At 74.4% G+C, this 15,734-nt stretch carries 8 protein-coding genes and 1 pseudogene; 8 read left to right on the top strand and 1 reads right to left on the bottom strand.

Annotated features, from left to right (window positions below; genetic code table 11):
- Positions 1-61: 61 nt before the first annotated feature.
- Positions 62-1,105, bottom strand: a complete 1,044-nt coding sequence (locus ACZ7D7_RS03300; RefSeq protein ID WP_470822449.1) for a serine hydrolase domain-containing protein — start codon at positions 1,103-1,105, stop codon at positions 62-64.
- 174 nt (positions 1,106-1,279) lie between these two features.
- On the opposite strand from ACZ7D7_RS03300, the gene ACZ7D7_RS03295 reads away from it, so the two are divergent.
- The 8 genes and pseudogenes from ACZ7D7_RS03295 to ACZ7D7_RS03260 all read left to right on the top strand — a co-directional run bounded on the left by ACZ7D7_RS03295 (position 1,280) and on the right by ACZ7D7_RS03260 (position 15,689).
- Complete coding sequence (locus tag ACZ7D7_RS03295) at positions 1,280-3,295, top strand: serine/threonine-protein kinase (protein WP_470822447.1); 2,016 nt, start codon at positions 1,280-1,282, stop codon at positions 3,293-3,295.
- A 152-nt stretch (positions 3,296-3,447) separates the two neighbouring features.
- The gene (locus ACZ7D7_RS03290; protein WP_470821926.1) at positions 3,448-5,925 is read left to right on the top strand and encodes a protein kinase; all 2,478 of its coding nucleotides are present in this window, start codon (positions 3,448-3,450) and stop codon (positions 5,923-5,925) included.
- Positions 5,926-6,101: 176 nt separating this feature from the next.
- Positions 6,102-7,769 (top strand): serine/threonine-protein kinase, encoded by a 1,668-nt coding sequence (locus ACZ7D7_RS03285; protein WP_470821925.1) that lies wholly within the window; start codon positions 6,102-6,104, stop codon positions 7,767-7,769.
- Positions 7,770-7,887: 118 nt separating this feature from the next.
- Positions 7,888-9,132 carry a serine/threonine-protein kinase gene (locus ACZ7D7_RS03280; RefSeq protein ID WP_470821924.1) on the top strand — a complete coding sequence of 415 codons (1,245 nt, stop codon included), beginning with the start codon at positions 7,888-7,890 and terminating at the stop codon, positions 9,130-9,132.
- Positions 9,133-9,276: 144 nt separating this feature from the next.
- Positions 9,277-10,956 (top strand): serine/threonine-protein kinase, encoded by a 1,680-nt coding sequence (locus tag ACZ7D7_RS03275; protein ID WP_470821922.1) that lies wholly within the window; start codon positions 9,277-9,279, stop codon positions 10,954-10,956.
- Between the two features lie 61 nt (positions 10,957-11,017).
- Positions 11,018-12,049, top strand: a pseudogene (locus tag ACZ7D7_RS03270) (serine/threonine-protein kinase); the annotation flags it as partial.
- Between the two features lie 182 nt (positions 12,050-12,231).
- Complete coding sequence (locus ACZ7D7_RS03265) at positions 12,232-13,848, top strand: succinic semialdehyde dehydrogenase (protein ID WP_470821921.1); 1,617 nt, start codon at positions 12,232-12,234, stop codon at positions 13,846-13,848.
- Positions 13,849-13,910: 62 nt separating this feature from the next.
- Entirely contained in the window at positions 13,911-15,689 is a 1,779-nt protein-coding gene (locus ACZ7D7_RS03260; RefSeq protein ID WP_470822446.1) for a GMC oxidoreductase, read from the top strand.
- Positions 15,690-15,734 lie beyond the last annotated feature (45 nt).

Genomic DNA, 15,734 nt, shown 5'->3' with positions numbered 1-15,734 from the left:
CCGCGCGACGTCACCCGATCGAGTGGCGCGAACCGGGATCTTCGTTCGGAACCCGCTCGTTCTACGGGTGGCGGGTGCAGAACTCGGCAGCGAGCAGGCGGAGTTCGAGGCCGGGATCTGCGATCGCCGTCGTGTTCACCCGGAAGGTGAGGACATGACGCCCGTCGACGGTGGCCGCGGTGCGCACGTAGCTGCCGGAGATGCGCCCGTTGTGTCCCCACACCGTGACGCCGCACGGAAGCCTCACGGGGAACAGCCCCATGCCGTACGAGCCGCGTGCGGCACGGGTGTCGAGCATCTCGCGCAGCCGGCGCGGGGGCAGCAGGTCGCCGCGCAGGAGCGCCGAGTAGAAGCGGTCCAGGTCGGCGAGCGTCGTCACCATCTCACCCGCGGCACCCGCCGTCCGCGGGTCGAGATCGGTGACGTCGGAACCGTCCGCGGCGTAGGCGCGGCCGTGCGGGGCGGGCAGTGAGGTGCGGGAGCCGGGAAAGGAGGTGCCGGTCAGACCGAGCGGAGTGATGAGGCGGTGTTCGGCCTCGGAGGCGTACGAGCGGCCGGTGACCTGCTCGACGACGAGACCGAGCAGGACGTAGTTGGTGTTCGAGTAGGCGTATCGGCCGGGGGAGGCCGGGGGGTGGGTGAGCGCGATGCGTATGGCCTGACGGGGTGTGACGGGGGCGGCGCCGCTGGTGTCCGCGGTGAAGTCGTACAGGCCGCTGGTGTGGGTGAGCAGGGCGCGCAGGGTCAGCGCGCGGCCGTCGTTGCCCGCTCCGCGCACCAGGCCCGGCAGGTGCCGCTCCACCGTGTCGGACAGCGACAGGCGTTGTTCGGCCGCCAGTTGGAGGACCACGGTCGCGATGAACGTCTTCGTGATGCTGCCGGCGCGGAAGTGGTCCGTGCGGGAGATGCCCGGCCCGGACTCGGCGTAGCGGGTGCGGCTCTCCGACACGGACAGCAGTGCGGCGGCGGGCGCTTCGCCCCGCGCCACCAGCAGCGGGAGGACCGCGTCCGGGGACGGCGCGGTGAGTGCCGAGGTGCCGGACGGGGCCAGGGTGAGCAGGAGCGCGGCCAAGGGGAGGGCCAGGAGCGCCCGAAGCGGTTGCATCACGGTCCTCCCTCCCTGTGTGGCGGACCATCATGCAGGCGGTGGAACGGCGCGTTCCACCCGGCCCCCGTCAGCAGGGCGCCGCGGTTGTCGCCAGGGGCACCCTGGGCGCCCGGCACTTGCCGGGTGAGAGACAATGAAGTCTCTGTCAGGGCGGGTTGCATGAGGGGACGCATGTCGGAGGCGGAGCGGGCGGGGACATCCCGTCAGGACAAGAGCGCACGTCTCCTCGCCGGGCGGTACCGGCTGGGAGACGTGCTCGGCCGCGGCGGCATGGGGACGGTGTGGCGTGCCGAGGACGAGACCCTGGGACGGACGGTCGCCGTCAAGGAGCTGCGGTTCCCGTCGAACATCGACGAGGAGGAGAAGCGGCGCCTGATCACGCGGACGCTGCGCGAGGCCAAGGCGATCGCGCGGATCCGCAACAACAGCGCCGTCACGGTCTTCGACGTCGTCCAGGAGGACGACCGGCCGTGGATCGTGATGGAGCTGGTCGAGGGCAAGTCGCTGGCCGAGGTCATCCGGGAGGACGGCCTGCTGGAGCCCGAGCGCGCCGCCGAGGTGGGCCTCGCCGTCCTGGACGTGCTGCGGTCCGCGCACCGTGAGGGCATCCTGCACCGCGACGTGAAGCCGTCCAACGTGCTCATCGCGGAAGACGGCCGGGTCGTGCTCACGGACTTCGGCATCGCGCAGGTCGAGGGCGACCCGTCCATCACCTCGACCGGCATGCTCGTCGGCGCGCCCTCGTACATCTCCCCGGAGCGCGCCCGCGGGCACAAGCCCGGGCCGGCGGCCGACCTGTGGTCGCTCGGCGGGCTGCTGTACGCGGCGGTGGAGGGCACACCGCCGTACGACAAGGGGTCCGCGATCGCGACGCTCACGGCGGTGATGACCGAGCCGCTGGAGGAGCCGAAGAACGCGGGGCCGCTGAAGGACGTCATCTACGGCCTGCTCACCAAGGACCCCGCCAAGCGGCTCGACGACGCGGGCGCGCGGGAGATGCTCAACGCGGTCCTGCACGGGCCGGCGGTGAAGGAGCCCGAGCCGGACGCGACCAAGGTCGTGCCGCTGCCGGGGCAGCCCGACAGACGGTCCGGCGGCGCGGACGCGGCGGGGTCCGGGAGCCGGCGCGGTGAGGAGGTCGCCGAGCGGCTGCGCGGTGCGCTGCGTTCGGTGCGCCGGGCCGCGGGCGCGAGTGCGGTCGCCGGGGCCGCCGCGGGCGCCAAGTCCGGGAGCGGTGAGGGCGGTTCGGGCTCCGAGGCCGCGTCTGGTGCCGCCGGTGGGGCGGAGGCGACGCGGGTGTCCGGTGGGGCCGCGGGTGGTGCGTCGGCGGGTGCCGGTGCGAGCGCCGGTGGCGTCAACGCCGCCTCGGCCGGGCGGAGTTCGGGGTGGCCCGTGATGCCGCCGCCGGATCTGCCGGCCAGGCCCGCGCCGAAGGCGTCGCTCACCGATGTGGTGCCGCGGCGGACGCTGATCGTCGTGGCGGTGGTCGTGGTGCTGGCCGTGCTGGCCGCCGTGCTCGCGTTCACCCTCGGCGGCGACGACCCCTCCGACGGGGCGAAGGGCGGCGGCAAGCCGGTCGCCAGTGCCGCCAAGAGCGGCGACACCAAGCAGGACCCGGAGGGCGGCGCCACGGCGGACGGGGACGCGAAGGAGTCCGCGGGGACCGGTGCGACGGGCGGCGCGAAGGGCTCGGGATCACCGAGTGCCGAGCCGAGCCGGTCGTCGGGGGCGGGCGGTTCGAAGGGCGGTGCCGCCCCGGCGGTGTCGACGCACAAGGGGCGCCAGGGGTACGCGATCGGGCTGCCGAAGGGCTGGAAGTACCAGTCGACCGGCGCGGCCGGGGACCGGTTCAGCGGGCCGGACGGGCAGCGGCTGCTCGTGGCCTGGACGTCCACGCCGAAGGGCGACCCGGTCGCGGACTGGCGGAACCAGGAGCAGTACATGGTCCGCGACCAGTACCGGAAGATCCGCATAGAGAAGGTGGACTACCGGGGCTGGAACGCGGCCGACTGGGAGTTCACCTACGTGGAGAGCGGTACGAAGTACCGGACGGTCGACCGGGGCTTCGTCGTGAACGACCGGCTCGGGTACGCGCTGATGTACACGGCGAAGGCCTCGGACTGGGGCAGCGACCTGCGCGAGGACACCTGGCGCACGCTGGCGAGGACGTTTGAACCCAAGTCGTGAGGTGAACGGTCCCGGTTTGCAGGCGTGAGATCCGGCATCCCCTCATTGCGGGTTGCCTCCGGCACGTATCGTGAAGGACTGCGGACCGGACGCATGGGGAACGGGACGCGGGGCGAACGGATTTGACCGACCGGGCTGCCGGGGGAGGCAACGTGGACGACTACGCGGGTCGGGTGCTCGCCGACCGCTACCGCCTTCCGCTGCCGCCGTCCGACGAGTACGAACTGACCGAGTCCCGGGCCTTCGACACCTACAGCGGGCAGGAAGTCCTGGTCAGGCAGGTGCCGTTGCCGGAGGTCGTCGAGGCCGAGGTGCTCGACGCGGACGGACTGCCGGACGGCTTCACGGCACGCGACGGCGGGGCGCGGCGGCCCGGCGGACGCCCCGGACCGCGGCGGCCGGCCGACCCGGTCGTGCGGCGTGCCGTGGAGGCGGCGCAGGCCGCGGCCCGCATACCCGACCATCCGCGGCTCGACCAGGTCTTCGACGTGTTCGCCGAGGGCGGTTCGCTGTGGATCGTGAGCGAGCTGGTGGCCGCGCGGCCCCTGGCGGCGCTGCTCGCCGAGAAGCCGCTGACGCCGTACCGGGCGGCCGAGATCGCCTCCGACATCCTGATGGCGCTGCGGGTGCTGCACGGCCACGGCTGGGTGCACCGCAACCTCACCGCGCGCACGGTGCTGGTCTGCGACGACGGCCGCGTGATGCTCACCGGCCTGGCGGCCGGGGCCGCGGAGGAAGCGCTGTGCGGCTACGACCCGGTGCCGCGCGACCCGGACGACGAGGTCGCTCCCACCACGGCGGCGAGCGCGGCCGAGCCCCCGACGGCGGCGGACGCGGTCGGCGGGGCCGTCGATCCCGAGGCCGCGCGGCGGGCCGCCATCGAGGCGCGTTCGGCCCGGGGCCTGCCGGCCGCTGGTGCGGAGGCGCCGGGCGCGGGACCGGCCGGGCTGTCCCGCCGTCCCGTCGACCCCACCGCCGACATCCGGGCGGCGCGGGCCGGGGCCATCGCGGCGTACCGCGCGGGCGCACGCGCGGCCGCCCGCGTACAAGAGGCACAGAACGGCCGCACGGCCCTGCCCGGCACCCGTCCCGCCCCCGACGCCACGCCTCCGCACGGAGCGCGTCCGCCCCTCGAAGGGCCCCTGCCTCCCGGCGCCGCCGCGCCGTCCCACGGTGTGCCGGCGTCGCCCCACGGCGCCCCCTCACCCCACGGCGCCCCCTCACCCCACGGAGCTCCCTCGCCGTACTCGCCGTACTCGGCGTCGGAGCAGGGCGCCGGAGTCTCCCTGCCCGCGCGGGCCGGGGAGCCGGCGGCCGGGGCCGGTGCGTCCGCCCGGTGGGACGACCTGGTCGCCGGGGCGCCCGCGCCCCGCCGGGGACCCGCCACCGCGCTGGCCGCCGAGCGGGCACGGCAGGCGCGGATGGCCGTCGTCGGGCCGGTCACCGAGCGGTGGGCGCCCGAACAGGCCGGTCCCGTGCACGAGAACTGGCAGCTGGCCGCGCCCATCGGCCCCGCGACCGACCTGTGGGCGCTCGGCGCGCTGCTGTTCCGCGCCGTGCAGGGCCACGCGCCCTACCCGGAGGAGTCGACGGCGGAACTGGTGCAGATGGTGTGCGCCGAGCCGCCCGCGTACGCGGAGGAGTGCGGTCCGCTCCGTCCCGTCGTGGAGTCGCTGCTGCGGCAGGACCCGACCGAGCGGATCGACTTCGAGGAACTGGGCGGCTGGCTGCGGTCGTTGGTGCGTTCGGCGCCCGAGCCGGAGGCCGGGGTGCACGTCGTCGCGGCGCCGCCCGCCGACACCGGACGGCTGCCGGTCGTGCGCCGGCGCGGCGAGCTGGTGCGCAGGCGGCGCGCCGGGCTGCCCGTGCACCAGGGCCGGCACAAGCGGGGCCGGCAGGAGGAGCGGTCGCCGCGCAGCCTGGGCCGCACGCTGCTGGTGGTGATCCTGCTCGTGGTCGCCGCGGCGATCGCGTACGCGATGCTGTTCATGCCGAAGTCCGACACCGCGGGCGGGGACGGCACCGACCGTACCGGCGCCGCCGGGCAGGCCGAGCGGCCGCCCGCGCAGTCCCCGGACCCCAGCAGCGAGCCCGGTCCCGGCCGGACGGGGACGGGGCCGGACGGCGGACCGTCCGACGGGGCGGCCGAGACCCAGACCACCGATGGCCCCGACGCCGCCGACGGCTTCACCCTGCGCAAGGACCCGGAGGGCTTCCGCGTGGCCGTCGCCGAGGGCTGGCGGCGCAGCCCGGTCAACGGCCGGGGTCAAGTCGTCTACGCGCAGGGCGCCTTCGAGCTGATCGTCGTGCCGGGCCGGGACAGCGCGGAGCAGTACGGCAGCGACCCGATGGCCTACCAGCGGGAGAGCGAACGGGAGTTGCAGCCGTTCCGGGACTCCAGCTGGGCCACGTCGACCGGGCTGAAGACCATCGAGGTCGGCGGGCGGTCCATGGCCGAGGGGCAGTTCACGTGGACCGGGGACGACGGGCGCGAGCTGTTCGTGCGGAACCTCGCCGTGCTGGTCGACGGGCGCTACCACGTGGTGCAGGTGCGCGGCCCGGAGGCCGAACGGGACGAGGTGACGCGGCTGTTCGAGCAGGCCTCGGCGACGTACCAGGTCACGGGCTGAGCCCCGGCAGGGCCATGGGCTGAGCGCCGGACGGACCCGGGCCGACCACCCGGCCGTTCGTCACGCGGAGCGACAACCGTCACAGTGCGGTCACCTTGGCGTCCGGCCCGTTCCCTGCGCGCGGGCCGGTCCCTACGCTGACCGTGTCAAGAGCATTGCGGGGGAACGTGAATCAGATGCAGGGCATGCTCCTCGCGGGCCGTTACCGACTCGGCGGTTCCATCGGCAGCGGGGGCATGGGGCGGGTGTGGCGCGCCCACGACGAGGTGCTGAACCGGTCGGTCGCGGTCAAGGAACTGACCGCCGCCCTCTACGTGTCCGAGAGCGAGCAGGGCATCCTGCTGGCCCGCACCAGGGCCGAGGCGCGGGCCGCCGCGCGCATCAACCACTCGGCCGTCGTCACCGTCCACGACGTACTCGAACACGACGGCCGGCCGTGGATCGTGATGGAGCTGGTCGAGGGCCGTTCGCTGGCCGACGCCGTCACGGAGGAGGGCCGGCTGGAGCCGCGTGAGGCGGCCCGCGTCGGGCTGTGGGTCCTGCGCGCCCTGCGCGCCGCGCACACCGCCGGTGTCCTGCATCGCGACATCAAACCCGGCAACGTCCTCCTCGGGCACGACGGACGCGTCCTGCTCACCGACTTCGGCATCGCCCAGATCGAGGGCGACACCACGATCACGCGCACCGGCGAGGTCGTCGGCTCGGTCGACTACCTGGCCCCCGAGCGGGTGCGCGGCCACGATCCCGGCCCCGCCTCCGACCTGTGGGCGCTCGGCGCCACGCTCTACACGGCGGTGGAGGGCAGGTCGCCGTTCCGCCGCACCTCACCGCTGAGCACCATGCAGGCGGTCGTGGACGAGGAACCGGCCGAGGCACGCCACGCCGGGCCGCTCGCGCCCGTCATCACGGCCCTGCTCCGCAAGGATCCGGCCACCCGCCCCGACGCGACGGCCACCGAACAGATGCTCGCCGAGGCGGCGGAGGGACGGCGCCCGAACGGGGCGGAGGCCTACGTGCCGACGCAGTACGGCGGTCCGGGCGCGGCGCCCGGGGGCGCGGGGGCGTACGGCACGGGGACGGTCGCGACCGGCGGGCCCGGCGCGACGTACGGGACGACGGCCGGTGTGCCGTACGGGGCGCCGACCGGTCCCACGCGCGTCGGACCGGCCGCTCCGGGGCACGGGCGGACCGCGCCGGGGCACCGCCGGCTGCGCACCGTGGGCCTCGTGATCGTCGTCGCCGCGCTGTTCGGCGGCGGCACCGCCGTGGTGCTCCAGCAGTGGGACAGGGGCGGCGGGACGCGCGAGGAGGCGGTGGAATCGCCGAGTCCGACCATCGCCGCCACGAGCTCGCCGCGCCCCGACGGCGGCGTGCCGCAGTCGTGGGTCCGGCGCGACGACCCGGCCGGATTCAGCCTCTACCTGCCCAAGGGCTGGAAACGCCAGGTCTTCGACACGGCCGGCGGCATCCGCCAGATCGACTACACGCCGGACGGCGGCGAGCACTTCCTGCGCATCGCCGTGGACGACTCGCCGGACTTCGCCGACCCGCACGCCCACCAGCTCGACCTGGAACAGCAGTTGCAGCGGCTGGTCGACTACCGGCGCGTCACCCTCGACAAGAACGTCTACCGCGACCGCCCCGGCTCCCTGTGGGAGTACACCTGGACCGCGCAGGCCAAGGACACGCCGTTCCCGGGGCCGCGCCGCGCGATCGAGGAGACGTACGTCGCGCGGGACGGCACCGAGTACGCGATCTACATGTCGTCGCCCGCCGAGGACTGGCCGCAGGCCCGCCGGCAGTTCACGTCGGTGCTCCAGGGATGGCAGCCGGGACGGTCCTGACCCAGCCCGCGACCGACTCCGCGACCGGTGCCGCAACGGCCGCCGCGGCGGCGTCGGTTGTCGGCCACCTGCGGCTCGGCACGCGGAAGGGCTGCGTCCGGTGGGGCATGATGGGCGCATGGGGACCGAGGGGGCCGGCGCCCGGATCGTCGCGGGACGGTACCGGCTTGAGGCGAAGCTCGGGCGTGGCGGCATGGGCGTGGTGTGGCGGGCCACCGACCAGTTGCTCGGCCGGCGTGTCGCCGTCAAGGAACTCCCCTTCGACGACACGCTCACCGCGGAGGAGGCCCGGCGGCAGCGGGACCGGACGCTGCGCGAGGCCCGCGCGGTCGCCCAGTTGCACCATCCGCACATCGTCGTCGTGCACGACGTCGTCGAGGACGACGAACGGCCCTACATCGTCATGGAGTTGATCGACGGCCCCACGCTCGCCGACCGCATCGCCGCGCGCGGCCCGGTCGACGCCGCCGAGGCCGCGCGGATCGGCATCGCGCTGCTGAGCGCGTTGCGCACCGCGCACGAGGCGGGCGTGCTGCACCGCGACCTCAAACCGGCGAACGTCCTGCTGGAGGACGGCACCGACCGGGTCGTCCTCTCCGACTTCGGCATCGCCCAGGTGCCGGGCGCCAGCACGCTCACCGAGAGCGGTTCCTTCGTCGGCTCGCCCGAGTACACGCCGCCGGAGCGGATCGCCGGGGCCAGGACCGGGCCCGCGTCCGACCTGTGGTCGCTCGGCGTGCTGCTGTGCGCGGCCCTGAGCGGCGAGTCGCCGTTCCACCGCGACTCGCTGGGCGGGGTGCTGCACGCCGTGGTGTCGGGCGAGATCACCCCGCCCGAGCAGGCCGCGCCGATCCTGCCCGTCGTACGGGGCCTGCTGGAGCGCGATCCGGAACGGCGGCTGGAGGCGGCGCGGGCCGAGTGGATGCTGCGGGCGTTCCGCGAGACGGGCCGGACGCCCGTGCCCCCGGCCGACGGCACGCCCCTGCGGACGCCGGGCCGGGCCGGGCAGCCGCGGCGTTCCGGGCGGCTCGGGCTGTCCGGGCGTACCCGGCGGGGTGTGCTGGTGGCCGCGCTGCTGGTCGCCGCGACGGCCGGGGCGGGCCTGTCGGCGGCGGCGTTGCTGATCCACGGCGACGGCGACGGCGGCGGCGCGCCGACCAGCCCGGCGCCGGGCCCGACCACCCGGCCCGCCACGCCGACGCCGACCTCGACGTCCACTCCGACTGCCACACCCACACCCACACCCACGGCCACGGTGACGGTGACCCGCACGGCGGCCCCGGACACCGGCGCGGGCGGCCCGGCGTCCCCGGTCGCCGGCGACACGCCCCAGGTCGACGGCTCACGGCGCCCGGCGGGGTGACCTGCGCCACGAGCACACGGCACCGCGCGAGGTAGCCCCCGTACGCGCATAAACGGGAGATAAGCCCCAGTCCGCGTCACGACTCCGTGACCACCCGCCGTCCCCGGTGGCTCCGGGGGTGCCCGGCGCGATAAGGATGGAGCCATGAGCAACAACGGGGGAGCCCACCACGGGTCCGACGAGCCCACGAGTTTCGGTCTGCAACCGCCGAACCCGCAGGCGGCCGTGCCGCATCCGAACAACCCGTACGCGGCGCACACCCAGGTCGTCCCGCCCCGTCCGCAGCCCGCGCCCGACCCGGGCACCGGGCGGCTCATCGGCGGGCGCTACCGGCTGCTCGCGAAGCTCGGGCACGGCGGCATGGGCACCGTGTGGCGGGCCAAGGACGAGACCGTGGACCGCGAGGTCGCCGTCAAGGAACCGCGCGTCCCGGACCACCTTCCGGAACGCGAACGCGCCAACGCCTTCGAACGGATGCGGCGCGAGGCGCGGGCCGCGGCCCGTCTCGACCACCCCTCCGTCGTCAACGTGCACGACGTGGCCGTGGTCGACGGCCAGCCGTGGATCGTGATGGAGCTGGTGCAGGGCCGCTCGCTGGGCGACGCGCTCCAGGAGGGCACCCTCAGCGCGCGCGAGGCCGCCCGGATCGGCCTGGAGGTCCTCGGCGCGCTGGAGGCCGCGCACGCGGCGGGCATCCTGCACCGCGACGTGAAGCCGGACAACGTGATGCTCGGCCGCCACGACCGGGTCGTCCTCACCGACTTCGGCATCGCGCAGATCGAGGGCGAGACGAACCTGACGGACACCGGCGGCTTCGTCGGCTCCCCCGAGTACATCGCGCCCGAGCGGGTGCTCGGCCAGCGCCCCGGCCCCGCCTCCGACCTGTGGTCCCTCGGCGTGGTGCTGTACGCGGCGACGGAGGGCGTCTCGCCGTTCCGCCGCACCAACACCCCGGCCACGCTCCAGTCCGTGCTCAACGCCACGCCCGCGGCGCCCGCCGCCGCGCAGGGCCCGCTCGCCGAGGCCATCACCGGCCTGCTGCAGAAGGACCCGGCCCGCCGGCCGGGCGCCGCCCAGGTGCGGGCCCTGCTGGAGGCCGCGGCGAACCCGCCCGCCCCCGTGCCCACGCAGTTCGTGACGGTCGCGGGCCCCGGCGGGGCGTACGGCTCCGGCGGCGCACCCGGTCCAAGTGGCGCGCCCGGCCCCGGGATCCACGTCGGCCGCAGGACGCTGCTCGGACTCGGCGCCGCGGTCGTCGCCGCGGCGGTGGCGGCGTACCTGGTGATCGCGGACCCGTTCGCGGGGCCGCTGCCGGACGACTGGAAGACGCGGCAGGAGAAGGCCCTCGGCGCGACCCTGGCGGTGCCTTCCCACTATGTGCGCCAGGTGCCGGAGGAGCCGAACGACGGCCACTGGGTCCGCTACTCCGACCCGAGCGGCAGCCTCTGGATCGGGCTGAAGCTGGACAAGAAGGCCGAGGACACCGCCGGCAACATCGCGGAGTCCGCCGCCGCCGAGATGTACGAGGACGAGGCCGCCTTCAAGGACCGGGGCGACTACGACCTCGACATGGCCGAGGACCCGAAGACGGCCACCCAGGAGACCACCTACCAGGGCAAGAAGGCCGCTCGGAACACGCTCGAGTACGAGACGGACGACAGCGAGAACCCGTTGCCCCGCGAGCTGCAGATCTTCTACTACAAGGACTCCGGCGGGAACATGTACAAGCTGACCGTCGACTACCCGCGCAAGAGCGACTTCACCGACCGGGGCCGCGAGGTCGCGAGGACGGCCATCGCGAACCTGGACATCGACAAGCTCTGAACCCGTCACGCGGGAAGAACGCGCGTCGACAACCGGGCGTTCCGCGCGGTACTGATGGGGCATGAGCAACGACGGGGACGGGACGGGCGTCCAGGGGCGGCTGGTGGCCGGGCGTTACCGCCTGGTCGAGCGGATCGGCTCCGGAGGCACGGGCACCGTGTGGCGGGCCCGGGACGAACGCGTCGGCCGTGAAGTCGCCGTCAAGGAGCCCCGGTTGCCGGGTGATCCGGAGCAGGAGACCCACCGGCGCGCCGCGCACCGGCTGTACCACGAGGCCCGGGCCGCCGCCCGGGTCGACCACCCCGCCGCCGTCACCATCCACGACGTGGTCGTGGAGGACGGGGACGGGCCGGACGGACTCCCCTGGATCGTCATGGAGTTGGTGCGCGGCGAGTCCCTGGACGAGGTGCTGCGCGGCGGCCCGGTCGACGCGCGGGAGGCCGCCCGCATCGGCCTCGCCGTCCTCGGCGCCCTGCGCGCCGCGCACGCCGTCGGCATCGTGCACCGGGATGTGAAACCGGCCAATGTGCTGCTCGGCCCCGGCCGCCGCGTCGTCCTCACCGACGTCGGCATCGCCCACGTGAACGGCGACGAACCCGCCACCGCCGAGGGGGAGTCCGGCGACGCGCTGGAGTACGTCGCGCCGGAGCGCATGTCCGACCGGACCGCCGGCCCGGCCTCCGACCTGTGGTCCCTGGGCGTCCTGCTCTACGCCGCCGTCGAGGGCGCCTCCCCGTTCCGCCGTACGTCTCCCGAGGCCACGCTCGCCGCGATCCTCGACGGCGACCCGCCCGAGGCGGAGCACGCCGGGCCGCTCGGGCCGCTGATGGCCCGGCTGCTGGCGCGGGAGCCGGAGCAGCGGCCGGACGCGGAGGAGGTCGGCAAGGTCCTGGAGTGGGTGGCCGGACCGGAGGGCGGCAGCGACGTCGGGGCGGCCGAGCCGCGCGGGACGGCGCCCGCGACCGGGCCGGACGAGGGCCCCAGGGCCCCGCGGCCCGCCACCGGCACCCCGCCCGCGCCCGACCTCGCTCCCGACCCCGCGCCGGATCCCGCCCCCGACCCCGCGCCCCCGTCCCTCGGCCGCCGTCTGCTGCGCACGCTGCCCTTCGCCTTCCGGTCGTGACCGTGCCGAGATGGTGAGCGACTGATTTCCGACCGAACAACGCCCTGATCAGCGCGTTTGTTGCCAGCGATCACTGGCGTCGTGTGAGCAGTCCGTGAATGCCTGTTACCGACGGGTACACAAAGCGTTCCGTCCGGCATACTCTGCCGCCCATGACGGACGCGCAGGCCCTCGAAAAGACCGGCACGACGAACCCCATCGCCCCCGCCCCGGCGGGCGCCCGCACCGCGGACGACGTGGTGACGCCCGAGTTGGTCGCCCAACTCGTCAAGGGCGTGGCCGGATCCGGGACCACCGCCAACCACACGCCGTTCACCGGGGAGAAGCTGGCCGACCTGCCCGAGTCGACCCCCGAGGACGTGGCGCAGGCCTTCGAGGCGGCCCGCGCCGCGCAGGCGGTCTGGGAGCGGATCCCGGTGCGGCGGCGCGCGGCCGTCCTGCTGCGCTTCCACGACCTGCTGCTGGAGCGGCAGGCCGAGGTGCTGGACCTCGTCCAGCTGGAGACCGGCAAGGCCCGGCTGCACGCGCACGAGGAGGTCCAGGCCGTCGCGGTCGCCGCCCGGCACTACGGCCGCAAGGCCCCCTCGTACCTGCGGCCCCGGCGGCACACCGGCGCCGTGCCGACCCTCACCAAGGTGACCGAACTGCGCCACCCGCGCGGCGTCGTGGGCCAGATCGCGCCGTGGAACTACCCGCTGGAGCTGTCCGTCGGCGACGCGCTCCCGGCGTTCGTCGCGGGCAACGCGGTCGTGATGAAGCCCGACACCGAGACCTGCCTCACCGCTCTGTGGGCGCGTGACCTGCTGATCGAGGCCGGGCTGCCCGCCGAGGTGTTCCAGGTCGTCATCGGCGACGGCCCCGTCGTCGGCCCCGAGGTCGTCAAGCACGCCGACTACGTGTCCTTCACCGGCTCCACCCGCACCGGCCGCGAGGTCGCCGAGCGAGCCGCCTCCCGCCTGGTCGGCGTCTCCCTCGAACTCGGCGGCAAGAACGCCATGCTGGTGCTGGAGGACGCCGACATCGAGAAGGCCGCGGCCGGCGCCGTGCGCGCCTGCTTCTCCTCCGCCGGCCAGCTGTGCATCTCCATCGAGCGGCTCCTCGTCCACGAGTCGGTCGCCGACGCCTTCCTGGAGCGCTTCGCCGCCCGCACCCGGGCCATGCGGCTCGGCAACTCCCTCGCCTACGGCGCCGAGATGGGCTCCCTCGTCGGCGAGCGGCAACTGGAGACCGTCAAGCGGCACGTCGAGGACGCCGTCGCGCGCGGCGCGCGGATCGTCACCGGTGGCGTCGCCCGCCCGGACATCGGCCCGTACTTCTTCGAGCCCACCATCCTCGACGGCGTCGAGCCCTCCATGTCCGTGTGCGCGGAGGAGACCTTCGGCCCGGTCGTGTCGGTCTACCGCTTCAGCGGCGAGGACGAGGCGGTCGAGCGCGCCAACTCCACGGCGTACGGGCTCAATGCGTCGGTGTGGACGAAGGACGCCCGGCGGGGCAGGGCGGTCGCCGCCCGGCTGCGCACCGGCACCGTCAACATCAACGAGGGCTACGCGCCCGCCTACGGCAGCGTGCAGTCGCCGATGGGCGGCATGAAGGACTCCGGGCTCGGCCGCCGGCACGGGGCGGAGGGCATCCTCAAGTTCACCGAGGCGCAGACCGTCGCCCACCAGCGGCTGCTGCCGATGGCCCCCTCGCTCGGCATGGACGACGAGAAGTACGCGGCGTTCATGAGCGCCAGCCTGCGCCTGATGAAGGCGTTCCGTTTCCGCTAGACCCCCGGCCGTTCGACGTCGACCCCGGCGGTTCTCAACGAGGAGAGCACGTGTCACAGGAGATGTATGACTACGACGTCGTCGTCGTGGGCTCCGGCTTCGGCGGTTCCGTCACCGCCCTGCGCCTGACGGAGAAGGGTTACCGGGTGGGGGTGCTGGAGGCGGGCCGCCGCTTCACCCGCGAGACGCTCCCGAAGAACTCCTGGGACCTGAAGAACTACCTGTGGGCCCCCAGGCTCGGCATGTACGGCATCCAGCGCATCCACCTGCTGGGCAACGTCATGGTCCTCGCCGGCGCCGGCGTCGGCGGCGGTTCGCTCAACTACGCCAACACCCTCTACGTGCCGCCGAAGCCCTTCTTCGAGGACCCCCAGTGGAAGGACATCACCGACTGGGAGGACGAGCTGCGGCCGTACTACGACCAGGCACGGCGCATGCTCGGCGTGCGGCTCAACCCGACCATGACGCCGTCCGACGTGCACCTGAAGGCGGCGGCCGAGCGGATGGGCTGCGGCGACACCTTCCACATGGCGCCGGTCGGCGTGTTCTTCGGCGACGGCGAGGACGCCGGCAAGAGCGTGCGCGCCGAGCCCGGCGAGGAGGTGCCCGACCCGTACTTCGGCGGCGAGGGGCCCTCCCGGCGCGCCTGCAACGAGTGCGGCGAGTGCATGACCGGCTGCCGGCACGGCGCGAAGAACACCCTCAACGAGAACTACCTGTATCTCGCCGAGAAGGCCGGCGCGGTCGTCCACCCCATGACCACGGTCGTCTCGGTCACGGAGGACGCCCGCGGCGGCTACGCCGTCGCCACGCTCCCCACCGACGAGCGCCGCAAGGGCGCAGGCCGCACCTTCACGGCCCGGCAGGTCGTACTGGCCGCCGGCACGTACGGCACGCAGACCCTGCTGCACCGCATGAAGTCGGGCGGCCAACTGCCCCGCCTCTCCGCGAGGCTGGGCGACCTCACCCGCACCAACTCCGAGGCGCTGGTGGGCGCGCAGACCGACGACCGGCGCTACCGCAAGGCCACGGGCGAGCCGAAGGCCGACTTCACCAAGGGCGTCGCCATCACCTCGTCGATCCACCCCGACCCGAACACCCACATCGAGCCGGTCCGCTACGGCAAGGGCTCCAACTCGATGGGCGGCCTGTCCATCCTCCAGGTGCCGTACGCGCCCACCGGCAAGGGCTCGGCGCGCGTCCTCGGCTGGCTGGCGAACGCGGCCCGGCACCCGCTGCTGGTCCTGCGCTCCCTGTCCAACCGCCGCTGGTCGGAGCGGACCATCATCGGCCTGGTGATGCAGTCGCTGGACAACTCCCTGACGACGTACCTGAAGCCGAAGGGCCTCGGCAAGGGCCTGCTCACCGCCCGGCAGGGGCACGGCTCGCCCAACCCCAAGCAGATCAAGGCCGCGACGGACGGCGCGTCGGCGCTGGCCGCCGAGATCAACGGCTTCGCCGGCTCCAACGTCGGTGAGCTGATGGGCACCCCGCTGACCGCCCACTTCCTGGGCGGCTGCCCGATCGGCGCCTCCCCCGAGACCGGCGTCATCGACCCGTACCACCGGCTGTGGGGCCACCCGGGCATCTCGGTCGTCGACGGCGCGGCCGTCTCGGCGAACCTCGGCGTGAACCCGTCCCTGACGATCACGGCACAGGCCGAGCGGGCGATGTCGTACTGGCCCAACAAGGGCGAGACGGACCCGCGTCCCGCGCAGGGCACGGCGTACGAGCGTCTGAAGCCGGTGGAGCCGCGGCACCCGGCGGTCCCGGCGGACGCTTACGGCGCGCTGAAGCTGCCGTTCCTGGGGATGCCGACGGTGCCGCCGAAGGAGGCCTGACCCCCGCGGAGTCCCGGACTCCGATTGGTTGCGGGCACGTCCCGT

Source organism: Streptomyces sp. NPDC037054 (assembly GCF_055606745.1).
Note: the sequence above shows the minus strand (reverse complement) of the source record. Positions and strands in the feature narration are given on the sequence as shown.

Coding starts and splice junctions, on each gene's coding strand:
- ACZ7D7_RS03300 (WP_470822449.1), bottom strand. CDS start 1,105: ATGCAACCGCTTCGGGCGCTCCTGGCCCTCCCCTTGGCCGCGCTCCTG.
- ACZ7D7_RS03295 (WP_470822447.1), top strand. CDS start 1,280: ATGTCGGAGGCGGAGCGGGCGGGGACATCCCGTCAGGACAAGAGCGCA.
- ACZ7D7_RS03285 (WP_470821925.1), top strand. CDS start 6,102: ATGCAGGGCATGCTCCTCGCGGGCCGTTACCGACTCGGCGGTTCCATC.
- ACZ7D7_RS03280 (WP_470821924.1), top strand. CDS start 7,888: ATGGGGACCGAGGGGGCCGGCGCCCGGATCGTCGCGGGACGGTACCGG.
- ACZ7D7_RS03275 (WP_470821922.1), top strand. CDS start 9,277: ATGAGCAACAACGGGGGAGCCCACCACGGGTCCGACGAGCCCACGAGT.
- ACZ7D7_RS03265 (WP_470821921.1), top strand. CDS start 12,232: ATGACGGACGCGCAGGCCCTCGAAAAGACCGGCACGACGAACCCCATC.
- ACZ7D7_RS03260 (WP_470822446.1), top strand. CDS start 13,911: ATGTATGACTACGACGTCGTCGTCGTGGGCTCCGGCTTCGGCGGTTCC.